General features: G+C 39.5%; 8 protein-coding genes and 1 tRNA gene. 5 read left to right on the top strand and 4 right to left on the bottom strand.

Features of this window, described 5'->3' with window-relative positions:
- The first annotated feature begins 19 nt into the window (after window positions 1-19).
- The 4 genes from BGP15_RS04560 (at window position 20) to BGP15_RS04545 (ending at window position 4,920) form a co-directional block, all read left to right on the top strand.
- The gene (locus BGP15_RS04560; protein WP_070562848.1) at window positions 20-829 is read left to right on the top strand and encodes a hypothetical protein; all 810 of its coding nucleotides are present in this window, start codon (window positions 20-22) and stop codon (window positions 827-829) included.
- Window positions 829-1,593: a methyltransferase domain-containing protein gene (locus BGP15_RS04555; protein WP_070562758.1), complete on the top strand. Its 765-nt coding sequence runs from the start codon at window positions 829-831 to the stop codon at window positions 1,591-1,593. Before BGP15_RS04560 ends, BGP15_RS04555 begins: the two co-directional genes overlap by 1 nt.
- Window positions 1,594-1,602: 9 nt before the next feature.
- The gene (locus BGP15_RS04550) at window positions 1,603-3,753 is read left to right on the top strand and encodes a sensor histidine kinase (protein WP_286768821.1); all 2,151 of its coding nucleotides are present in this window, start codon (window positions 1,603-1,605) and stop codon (window positions 3,751-3,753) included.
- A gap of 81 nt (window positions 3,754-3,834) precedes the next feature.
- Complete coding sequence (locus tag BGP15_RS04545) at window positions 3,835-4,920, top strand: hybrid sensor histidine kinase/response regulator (protein ID WP_286754239.1); 1,086 nt, start codon at window positions 3,835-3,837, stop codon at window positions 4,918-4,920.
- 99 nt (window positions 4,921-5,019) lie between these two features.
- Here the strand turns inward: BGP15_RS04545 and BGP15_RS04540 are convergent, their stop codons facing one another.
- From BGP15_RS04540 to BGP15_RS04525, 4 genes are all read right to left on the bottom strand, one after another.
- The gene (locus BGP15_RS04540; RefSeq protein WP_046673283.1) at window positions 5,020-5,484 is read right to left on the bottom strand and encodes a response regulator; all 465 of its coding nucleotides are present in this window, start codon (window positions 5,482-5,484) and stop codon (window positions 5,020-5,022) included.
- A 244-nt stretch (window positions 5,485-5,728) separates the two neighbouring features.
- A tRNA-Lys gene (locus tag BGP15_RS04535) sits at window positions 5,729-5,801 on the bottom strand.
- A 163-nt stretch (window positions 5,802-5,964) separates the two neighbouring features.
- Entirely contained in the window at window positions 5,965-6,699 is a 735-nt protein-coding gene (locus tag BGP15_RS04530) for a carboxypeptidase-like regulatory domain-containing protein (protein WP_139144916.1), read from the bottom strand.
- 297 nt (window positions 6,700-6,996) lie between these two features.
- Entirely contained in the window at window positions 6,997-10,200 is a 3,204-nt protein-coding gene (locus tag BGP15_RS04525; RefSeq protein ID WP_286754228.1) for a S41 family peptidase, read from the bottom strand.
- A gap of 538 nt (window positions 10,201-10,738) precedes the next feature.
- Here BGP15_RS04525 and BGP15_RS04520 point away from each other — a divergent pair.
- Complete coding sequence (locus BGP15_RS04520; RefSeq protein WP_286768820.1) at window positions 10,739-11,926, top strand: MFS transporter; 1,188 nt, start codon at window positions 10,739-10,741, stop codon at window positions 11,924-11,926.
- Window positions 11,927-11,929: the final 3 nt, after the last annotated feature.

Raw genomic sequence — 11,929 nt, 5'->3', positions numbered from 1 at the left:
CGATAAATCAAAGCATTCGGTGGCATTATTATTCAACGACGGGCGTCCAGTAGTAAGACTAAGAGCATTTCGGGCTATCGACGATCCCCAAACCTGTGAACGTTTCATAGAAGGACACGCGCATGTGTTAACTGCTATAGGCGTAAAGAAAGTAACTTCTTCCAAAAATGACTGGATGTACAATCCCGCATCATTCGTACTGATCGTAGAATCCCTTGATGGTGATAAAGTCTATGGTGGAGTACGTATACACGTATCTGGAGGGAGTGAACCACTTCCGATTGAACAGGCCACGGGAGCGATGGATGCCAAAATCTTAGACCTTGTTTATGATTATGCGCAACAGGGAACCGGTGAAGGTTGTGGGCTTTGGAATTCCCGGGAGATCGCTGGATATGGTATTGGCAGCATATTTTTGACGAGGGCTGGTGCCGCTATCAGCACACAGGTTGGCATTAAATCGCTCTTTGCTTTATGTGCTCCTTACACGGTGAAATTAGCAGAAAGTGTTGGCTACCGCATTGATACAAGTGTTGGAAATAATGGCACGTTCTATTATCCTAAGCTGGATCTGCTGGCTACGGTAATGATTATGCGTAATCTTGACACCTTGACCGAAGCCGATCAAGAAAACAAAGATGCAATTTTATCACTTCGGAATAATTCCAATATTGTCCGCATAGAAACTTTGCGGAATAAGGAAATTGAAATTCATTATCAAATCGATATTCCGAATCTCAATCAATGGGATTTAAATGAAATTATTAAAAACCTGAAACATACATCATTAGATCACAAACCAGATGATCGTAATTTAAATATCTTATAATGGACACTAAACATTATGGTGCCGGCTATTTAATGGATACCGGTGATTTTCTTAAACAATTAAAAATACATTCATATACTCCTTTTAATACGATTAAAGAGGGCGTTGTCGTCGATCTTGGTTGTGGCACTGGAATGGATGCCATCAATTTAGCTAATATGCTAGGCCATAACGTTCTTGTCGTTGGATTGGATCATGATAAGGCTTTAATCGAACATGCCAAAACAAGCAGTGTGGAGGTAAAGAACGTCGACTTTGTTCAGGGTGAAGTTAATCAACTTAGCTTTACAGATAATTCCATTGCTGGCATCAGAATGGAACGTGTTGTACAACATCTTCCGGAAGCACCGAAAATGTTTGCTGAGGTTCACCGTGTTTTGCGTGAAGGTCAACCCCTAGTCATCGTCGAGACGATCTGGAATAGCCTGACATTTTACAGCAAGCATGTGGGTATTGAGGCTAAGATATGCCATTATTTGACCGAAGAAAAAGTCAACAATGGCTGGGCTGGGAATAAATTAACTTCAGACCTATTGACTCAAGGCTTTAAACAAGTTCAATTGCAAACATTCTGTATGGTAGCCCGCTCGAAAGAAGAAGCCAACCGCTATCTTTTCTTAGATAAAATTCTTTTGGAGATGGTCGAAAAAGGGAAGTTGAGCACAGCTGAAATGGAGGAATTTCAAAACACATTGGACCAAGCTGATGAAGCGGGTTGTTTCCTTGTTTCTATGAATTTAGTTATTGCCGAAGCAAAAAAATAGCATATAGTGATGAAATGCTGGCTTAACTTGATCTTCTTATTTATTTTTACGTGCAGTTCAACTTGTTTTGGAGAGGTTATTATTGATCAACCGACGCAGCGTGTATTGATCGGATATGGTCTCGAGCGTTATATGGGGAAAGGAGAGCCTAACTTTGCGGATACTTCAGCTTCCTCCTTCCAGTCGTTAGAAAGCAAGGTACCCAATTTGGGCATATCACCCACTGACATCTGGTTCCGATTGCCTGTGACAAATAAGGGAAAAGAGAAACTTGAACTCTTGCTCGAAATTGCCTACCCTCTCTTGGATGAGGTCGAACTTTTTGTACCATCATCAAATGGGCATTATAAGTCGATCAAACTGGGCGAGCATCAATCTTTTTCGGCTAGAAAATATAAGGTTCCTAATTACGCATTCGACATCCAATTACCCGGATATGAAAAAACGATCTTTTTTCTTCGTGTAAAAAGTACGGAACAGATTATTCTCCCGATCTATTTAAGTAATGAGCGCAGTTTCTTAAAAGAGATGAATGACGACAGTTTGATAAGCGGGATCTATATTGGTATTGTCGGGATTATGGCGATATACAATTTATTCCTGTTTTTTTCAGTTCGTGAAAGGGGCTATCTGTATTATGTCCTTTATGTTCTTTGTGCAGGAATAACACAAATGGGCATTAAAGGTTATAGTTTTCAATATCTGTGGCCAAATTGGACATATTTTGCAACAAAAGGTCCTATTATCTTCGGATGTTTATCAGGCTTATGCGTCCTGCTTTTTGCAGATTCATTTCTTCAATTACCGAAAAATGCTCCTCGGTCAAGACGTGTGATTACTGCTTTTATCATCCTTTTTGTCGTTGGTAGCCTTCTTACACTGCTCAACCTTACACAACCAGCGTTCATGGTTATGCAGCTAACAACAGGAGCAGGCTCTTTATTTGTCCTTTACTTATCCTATCGGGTAATGATAAATGGCTATAAACCAGCTAAATATTTTGTTTACGGTTGGACAATTTTACTATTAGGTTCTGTCGTCTTTTTATTGAAAGATTATGGCATTTTAAAATATAACGATTTTACGAGTAACGCCGTACAAATTGCATCTGTTGTGGAGATGGCCTTATTGTCCTTCGGTCTAGCTTATAGTATCAATATCTTAAAAGAAGAAAAAGAAGCATCACAAGTCAGGGAATTAGCGATCTCATTAGAAAACGAAAAGTTGATACGCGAGCAAAATATCGTATTGGAACAAAAAGTAGATGAGCGGACACGTGAATTAACAGAATCTAATGAGTCTCTACAAACCACTCTTACCCACTTGAAGGAAACACAATCTCAACTTGTCGAAGCCGAAAAGATGGCCTCTCTTGGTCAACTGACTGCGGGGGTTGCGCACGAGATCAACAATCCAATCAACTTTGTTACATCCAATGTCGCTCCATTAAAGCGTGATATCAAGATGATCTGGGAAACGCTGGAGGAGGTAGAACGTATAGCTTTTAAAGAGGGGATATCCGAAACGGAAAAGCAATTGCAGATCAAAAAATTCAAGGAGGACCTGGATATTGATTATCTGAAAACAGAGGTAGATTTTCTATTAAAAGGGATGCATGATGGGGCCCATAGGACCGCCGAAATAGTAAAGAGTTTGCGGATCTTCTCGCGCGTAGACGAGGATACATTAAAATTTGCAGATCTAAACGAGGGGTTGGAGTCAACAATGGTTATCCTCAATAGTTTATTAAATAACACGATTGAAGTTGATAAGATCTATGGTGATATGCCAAAGGTCGAATGTCATGCCGGCAAACTCAATCAGGTCTTTTTGAATATTGTGACAAATGCTATTTACGCCGTGAATAAGAAGTTTAATCACGATGTTGGTGGTAAAATATGGATTGAGACCGGAGTTCACGCGGATAATACCTCCGTCTTTATCAAAATCGCAGACAATGGTATAGGTATTCCAAAAGAAATTCATGAACGGATATTCGAACCATTTTTTACAACAAAAGACGTTGGCGAAGGTACTGGTTTGGGAATGTCCATAGCCTATAATACCATTGCGAAACATCATGGTAAAATTATCGTAGATTCAGAAGTGGGACAGGGTACAAGCTTTACACTCCTCATTCCAATTCAACAAAACAATTAATACCACTATAAACTTAAAATAGTTCAATTAACTATTATTTTTTCATATCTTTTGTAAGGGATAAAACCATATAATAAAATTATGCAGAGGGAGCTTGAAATATTATATATCGATGACGAAGTAAACAATTTGGTTAGCTTTAAAGCGAACTTTAGATACGATTACGCTATCCATACAGCATCCAATACGAGTGAGGCCGAAACGATCCTTCATGCTCATCCTGATATCCGTATTATCTTCTGTGACCAACGTATGCCGGATGAGATGGGCATCGATTTTTTGCACCGCATTAAAAAAGATTTTCCAAAACCAATCCGTATTCTTTTAACGGCTTATGCCAATATGGAAACTGTAATTGATGCAGTTAATAAGGGCCATATTTTTAGGTTTGTCCGAAAACCCTGGATGAATGAAGAAATCGTTTCCGCAATAGAAGAAGCTAATAAGTTTTATGTTGCAAACTCCATGCTAGAGGTTAAGAATCAAGAGCTACAAAAAGCTTATGATGAATTAGATAAGTTCGCTTATAGCGTTAGCCATGATCTTCGTGATCCATTGACCGGGGTTCTTTCTGCGGTGAAACTTGGATTAGAGTTTGACAGCATAGATCGTATCCATGAGTTGTTATCACTGATGGATAGTTCCTTGGTCAGCTTAGATGCTTATATTGACAGTCTGCGCGACTATTATCTTTTACGAAGAGGAGAACTCATGTTGTCAGCGATAAATTTCGAAGAGCTCTTTGGCAACATACGCCAGTTTTACAGCATGTATACGCAAAATAAGGATGTGGCTTTTGAAATTTCAGTGGATCAAAAAGAAATCTTTAGCGGAGACAAAGCACTTCTAGAACTGATTTTGCATAATCTTCTTTCTAATGCTTTTAAATATCAACGTAAAGGGCAGGAAAACCAGTACGTCAAACTCTCTGTATCCGTATCAGAACGTAAAGCTAAAATTATGGTGAGTGACAACGGAATAGGCATATCTCCAGAGTATGTTGAAGATATCTTTAAATTATTCTTTAGAGCCAGTGATCAAGCGAAAGGCATGGGATTTGGGCTCTATAATGTTCAGAATGCACTCTTAAAACTACAAGGGAAAATCGAAGTACAATCACAACCCAATCAGGGTACAACCTTTACCGTTGTCATACCGAGCAAATAATCCTTTCACTTTCGGCAATCCGATGCGATGGCAGCGAAGAGCATCACAAAGCAAACAGACATTTTAAATAAAAGTTGACTTTCCTAAAATTATAATCCTTTAGGAAAGTAGCTTTTGCCGAAGCAAAAACTCCAACTGATCATTTGAAGTCTCAAGTTGAGAATTAGTCTCCACAATTTTTTGGCGCTCAGCATAGACATCATAAGCGCGTTGAATCGTTTGATCGAGCTCCTCTTCACTCCAAGGCTTATTGAGGTAATGAAAGATTTTTCCTTTATTGACCGCATCAACGACAGCTGCCATGTCCGTATATCCTGTCAAAAGGATACGCATTGGGGCTGCATTGATCTTAATAATCTCTTCCAAAAACTCTACACCGGTCATTTCCGGCATACGTTGATCAGTAATGATAATATGTATCTGGTTGTTTTTGACAATATCGATTGCATCGGCACCACTAATTGCCGTAAACACTTTATACTTTAGTCGAAATGTCGCTTTAAAAGAAAACAGATTGTTTTCTTCGTCGTCAACGTACAATATCGAAATCTTCTTGTCTTCCATAAGCTTATCGTCTGAAATACAAATTTACGTAATAAATTCGCTGAATTAATAACAGATTAAAGAGTTTTATGTTTTCCTAGCAGAAATAATACGGGATAGCTGATAAAAATAATGGATTCGTTATCCGATGATTATAACATTCAACATTAGAAAAAAGATTTAAAGTTAATAGCTGCCTAGGGAAAATAATCCAACTTGTATTGAAAAAAGCCATCCTACATTTGTAAAACGGCTTTTTTGAAAGTGACCCCGCTGAGGCTCGAACTCAGGACCCACAGATTAAGAGTCTGTTGCTCTACCAACTGAGCTACGGAGTCATTCGATAATCCAAATGTAAGGTTCACCGTAGAAAAAGTCAAGTGGAAAAGAATATTTTTTTGACTTTTATGACATTCAAGCGAGATTTTTGGCAGCTGTCCCATAAGAAAAACAGACTCAAATATGTCATTTAAACAAATTATTCTTTCGCTCCATAACGTCTTATTTCCTTGCCACAGCAATCTTTCCCATAATCATTGGCTTAACTTCCATTTTTATTGGTTTATCCAGTTGTATTTTACTCCCCTTTTTGATTGAAATCACAACCGTTTTATAGCCTAACATCTGTGCACGGAGCTCCTGATCTACCCGAAACAGAGATTGCGGTACCCAAAGTTGAAAATCTCCATTTTCATCCACTTGCGTACGGTAATTTCCCAAGGACACCTCTGTTCCCATCATACTTACATCGCTTCCAGCACAAACTACTTTACCTTTTATGCTTACTTTTGTGCTATCGGGGCTTCCTTTTAATGTTGAATTATCATTTGTTGATGAGCTAACCTGCCCCTGCTGCTTTATCTGATCATTTTCTGTTTTTGTTTGGACAACGACAACTTCTCCAGTCAATTTGTTTTGTGCTTGAGCAGCATGAAAGCTCAAGGATCCAACCAACAAGAGGCCCGCAGCGATCCCCGGCCATCTTCCTTGCCAAATAGGGTTTTTAGAAAAAGAAAAAGGGACATCCAATTCACGCATCAACTGATCTTCATAAAATCGACCACATAGCCCTTTACCGGCTTTTTTTATTTGATCTACAATTTCCTGATCATCCATCTGTGAAAAATCTACAACCATCTTCTCACATTGACCACAAAAACGCCCTTGTTCTTGTGGCGTCATCTTATCCCACTCTGCAGAGCAAGAGTCCTTCACTTGTAATATAATCTTTTCCATGTTGTCTCCTTTTTTTATATTTTGAGAAGGGATGCAGGAAAATCGACTATTGCATAATGAAACAGCAAAAAAATCACTAAACACTGATAAACAGGCAATTAATAACACACCTTAAAATTATATGTTGACTTTTAGGGAAAGGGTGGCCCGAATGAAGTACATCATACGCTGAAGGGCGATATAGCAGAAATCGGAAGATCAGGTTCATAAAAATGCCCCCAGAAAGTGTCTAACTTTTTGGGGGCACTGCAACTTTGGACAGTTTATTTAAAGTAAGTAATGTTAGCGCTAACTTCTTTATTTTATACTGTCAAGAATTTCTTTTATAGCTCTTTCCAACTGCGGATCTTTATTTTCCATCCGATCTTGTACGGTATTTTTTACAAGAATATCTGGGGCAACTCCAGTTTGTTCGAGATCCTGACCATCAAGCGTATAACATCCCCAAGACGGAAGTCGATAGTTTGATCCGTCGACTAAGCCTTTAGCAGAAGTAAAAATAATCCAGCGATAGGTCTCATTACCGATGATTTTGCCCAACTTAAGTGCTTTAAAGCCCGCTGCAGTCATTTCAGCATCACTCAGCGATTGCTCATTAATCAATAAAACAATAGGCTTGGCAGATGGTGCAAAATTACTTTGTGGCGCACGTTTACCACCTCGGTATTGCCACTGTAAGTAAGGGCGTTGTGACAGGAATCTTAAAACCTCATCGTGTACATTTCCGCCTGTATTATAACGCAAATCTAAAATAATCCCTTGTTTGCTATTCTCCTGTTCGGCCATGTCGATCAAGAACCGCTGTAACTCAGTATCCGACATATTTTTCATATGTGAATAGGCTATCTTATTGCTACTCAACTGATCAACTCGACTTCGGTTATCTCTAATCCATTGGTCGTAGAGGAGATCTCTAAACACGGCGCTTGATACCGGACGAATGTTTGTCTGAATTTCCTTGCCATTACGATTCAAGGTCAATTGAATTTCTTCTTCCAGTGAAGGCCAAGTAAAATAACTATCGCGGTCTGCCTGCGTATTCAATTTTGTTCCGTTAATCGCGATGAGGATATCACCCGCATGAATATCAGCTTCTTTCTTTGCCGCGGGGCCATTCGGAACAATATAGCTGATCTTGTAAGGATTGCTGGAATCATAGGTCACACCGATTTCATTCGTTACAAAACCAAACGGCTTACGTTCTTCCTGTCCCATTGAACTGAAACCCAGATGCGACGAATTGAGCTCGCCCAACATATCATTTAAGAGGATGCGCAAATCTGTCCTATCGTTGATACCTGGAAGATACTTTTCATATTTCTTTTTTATCGCAACCCAATCCACTCCATGGAAGTTGCTATCGTAGTAATTTTCCTCTAGATTGGCCCATGTTTCATAAAACATTTGATTGAACTCTTTCTCGAGATCCCGATTGAATTTAAAACTCATTGTAACCGCATCAAGCTTATTCAAGTCAAGATTGTATTTCTGAATCGTTCCTCGGGTCAATACGAAGTATTTTCCCACCGACTCTACAAAATTCTCCATGCCTCCGTCAGCGACTTTTTCGGTTTTGGCCGGTGCAAACAACTCATATACGGTACGATAAGTACTATATTTTCCTTCATGATTGGATGAATAGAACAGATAGGATTTATCCCCCTTTTGTATCACCAAAGGATTAGATTGTGTTCCAAATGCAGGACTCACTTGCTCAATTCGATCACGCAGTCCTTCTAAATCCAATTGAACCAAACCAGCTTTCTTGGGTTCGGCTACCGGTATTGCGGTTGGCTTGCCCTTATCGACATCATTTTTCTTTTTATCCTTAGCGCCAGCTTCCTTCTTAGCTGTACCAGTTTTATTTACTGTTGTATCTTTCTTTTCGGGTGTTACAAATAATTCATCAAACTTTGCACTACGGTAAGGTTGGTCAAAGTTGGTCAATGCCATTCGGAAAATGCTGGAGTTTTGCATACCGGTAGGATAAGAAGGCTTAGTCCTATTACTCGCAAAATAAATATATTTACCATCAGGAGACCAATATGGTGCTGCTTCTGTAACTCCTGTATTTGTCAAATTAGTCGTTTGCTCATTTTTCAGGTTATACACAAAGATATCCTGTTCAAAATTGCGCATAGCTGTGAATAAAAGATAGTTTCCATCAGGGGAGAATGAGGGCGAAGAATTTTGAAATGCCCAGATTTCATCTTTAACCACTGTTTGGCTCTTCAAACTTGTCAAATCCAATATACGTACTTCATCACGACCACTGAGGTACACAGCTTTTGTCCTATCTGCATTGCATGTAATATCACGGTTGTTACGCAGATCTTGTGTCAATTGCTTTACCTCACCTTTACCGTCTGCTGTGCGTGAAAACCAGTTCTGGTAGCCTTGATACGTTTGGCTATAGAGTAATGTTTTACTGTCTTTAAGCCATTTAACCTCCATGACACGTTCTCCCTGACCGGGCATCTGACGAACAAACTTTCCTTCAATATCCGAAACGAACAATTCGCCACGTGATACAAATGCCATTTTCTTTCCGTCCGGAGAAACGTCGAAATTACTGATGTTACCTGAAATGTTAAACTCTTTCAGCTTTCCTAGCACCTGATTGCGGTTAAGTGCGATGTTGGGCTGTACGGTTTTCTTTCCATTGACATCATAAATATAAAGCTGATAGCCCTTTTCAAATGCCACTTTAGTACCGTCTGCCGCGACAAACGGACGTTTGATTGATTCTTGGAAAGAAGTCAATTGAGTTTTCGACTTTCCCGTTAGTTGATAAAGGTTGTACTCACCATTGCTTTCATCGGACACATAGAATATGTTTCCTTTTTGGTCCACAGTGGGCCAAAAATCCTTACCGATATAATCTGTATACTGTTGAAATGCCTTTGTTTTGGGATTATAAGACTTGATATCTGGATTGAAAGCACCTTTATATCGCTTGCGGTTCGCCGAGCTATAGCCTTCCCAGCTGTCATTGAATAACAATTCTCCCGAAGGAGTTGGCACCACGTTACTGATATAATTAAAGACATGTGGAAATAACCTTGTCGCCGTACCTCCATCCAAAGCAACTTGATAAGCGCTCATTCTATTGTAACGCGATGATGTGAAATAAAGCGATTTGCTATCCCAGCTCCAGCTGTCCACTTCGTCCGAAGCATCATGCGATGTCAGCTGCCTTATATCTCCACCCGCCAAGGGCATTACATAGACATCCATATTACCGTTTTGATTGGCGGAAAAAGCCAACCATTTTCCATCTGGGGAAATTCTTGGATTGATCTCATTTCCTTCCATTCCTGTTAACCGTACCGCAACACCACCTTGACTTCCAACTTTCCAAAGGTCACCTTCGTAGCTGAAAACCATTTCCTTTCCATCGGGACTTAAAGTCGGATGGGATAAAAACGTGGGTTGTTGGGCAATAACACAGGTTGTTCCAGCATAGGCTAGAACTGTACTTAAAATTAGTTTCTTTATCATGTTATCTAGGAGGCTAATAATTGTTTGCCAATACAAAGGTAGAATAGGTATTGAACAAACCACCATGAAATAGCGAAGAATTTTATATTTTTATTCCTTCACTACATCAGCATTTAATTGTTGACTTTCTCCCGTTATTTCACTGCTATTATTTTCTAATGATATGGAAGCCCAAACCTCTTCTATTTTGACTACCACATCGAATATCTTCTTAAATTAAAGTATGCATACAAATTAACTGAAACAAATGTGTCTATTTTCGGTTCCTATACAAGGAATGATTACGTATAATATATGATATTGAATAAATAGGTTTAACCGAATTCAAAAAGCACATCGTATTATTTTCTTACCGGAAGATTGAGGCAGAAGATAATTGTCAAAACTAGCGCATATAATTATCGTCGCGTCGATATGCTATTTAAATATAGGCATATTTCGTATCCTTATTGCAACCTAAACATTCAAATATTTTTTGAATCATTATATTTTTTAATGGGATACTTATCCTTAACTTTGCACCCTCAAATCAGAAACTATGGACGCAACGTTAACTCACTCAGAAGAAGATCTTTATAAGAACCGAAATCGCATAAGAATTGCGGTATCGCTTTTCTTTTTTTGCCAAGGTATCGCGTTTGCATCTTGGGCAAGCCGCATCCCCGTTATCAAAGCTCATCTCAACTTAAGTGAGGGTCAATTGGGGACAATTTTATTAATGCTTCCAGTCGGACAACTTGCAACGATGGCTCTTTCAGGAAAATTGGTTACAAAATATGGAAGTGCTAGCGTTTTGCGTATCGTACCCATCGCTTACACCTTGGTCTTGTGCTCCATCCCCTTTGCGCAGAATGCCTGGCAGTTAGGAGGCATACTATTTCTATTTGGTGTAACCGGTAATATGTGTAATATATCTGTTAATACACAGGGTGTCGCAACGGAGCAGGTTTTCAAAAAATCAATAATGACTTCCTTTCATGGAGCCTGGAGTATCGCTGGTTTCACAGGAGCACTAGTAGGCTTGTTAACGATGAATTTTGGACTGAACACCTTTTACCATTTTTTAATCATATTAGTCATTGTCACAGCGAATACACTAATCAACCAAAAGTATTTGGTTCCTGGCAAATCTCCTCAAAAGGAAAAGCGCAGTTTTTTCTCTAAACCAGAAGGTGGCTTACTTCAGCTCGGCATCATCGGCTTTTTCAGCATGGCAACTGAGGGGGCAATGTTCGACTGGAGTGGGGTGTATTTCAAGGAGATCGTTCAGGCGCCAGAGAAATTTGTTGTCGTTGGCTACGCTTCATTTATGATCATGATGGCTACTGGGCGCTTTGTTGGTGATGCTGTCATTCGGAAATTGGGCCGAAAAAGGACCCTGCAGTACAGTGGCCTACTGATGTTCATCGGGATGATGACATCGGTTATTTTTCCCGAATTTATCATCTGTACCCTAGCTTTTATGTTGGTCGGTATCGGTGTAGCTTGCAATGTCCCCTCCATCTACAGTATTGCCGGACAGAACAAAAATGTGCCCTCTGGAGTGGCTTTGGCCATGGTTTCAAGCATTAGTTACTTGGGCTTTTTAATGGGACCACCTTTAATTGGGTATATTGCTGAAGCCTTTAGCCTACGCTATTCCTATGGTGTTTTTGCCTGTTTCGGACTGTTGATGTTTATAATGGTTGGACGATTATCTTTATTCAAAGACACAAGCCAAACCTAATCG

Source organism: Sphingobacterium sp. 40-24, from assembly GCF_001899705.1.
GTDB classification, from domain to species: Bacteria; Bacteroidota; Bacteroidia; order Sphingobacteriales; family Sphingobacteriaceae; genus Sphingobacterium; species Sphingobacterium multivorum.
The sequence above is the reverse complement of the archived record's forward strand: the minus strand, read 5'-3'. Positions and strand labels throughout refer to the sequence as shown.

Excerpts from the sequence above, each read along its gene's own strand:
- BGP15_RS04520 (WP_286768820.1), top strand. The coding sequence starts at position 10,739 with ATGGACGCAACGTTAACTCACTCAGAAGAAGATCTTTATAAGAACCGA.
- BGP15_RS04530 (WP_139144916.1), bottom strand. The coding sequence starts at position 6,699 with ATGGAAAAGATTATATTACAAGTGAAGGACTCTTGCTCTGCAGAGTGG.
- BGP15_RS04545 (WP_286754239.1), top strand. The coding sequence starts at position 3,835 with ATGCAGAGGGAGCTTGAAATATTATATATCGATGACGAAGTAAACAAT.
- BGP15_RS04555 (WP_070562758.1), top strand. The coding sequence starts at position 829 with ATGGACACTAAACATTATGGTGCCGGCTATTTAATGGATACCGGTGAT.
- BGP15_RS04525 (WP_286754228.1), bottom strand. The coding sequence starts at position 10,200 with ATGATAAAGAAACTAATTTTAAGTACAGTTCTAGCCTATGCTGGAACA.
- BGP15_RS04540 (WP_046673283.1), bottom strand. The coding sequence starts at position 5,484 with ATGGAAGACAAGAAGATTTCGATATTGTACGTTGACGACGAAGAAAAC.
- BGP15_RS04550 (WP_286768821.1), top strand. The coding sequence starts at position 1,603 with ATGAAATGCTGGCTTAACTTGATCTTCTTATTTATTTTTACGTGCAGT.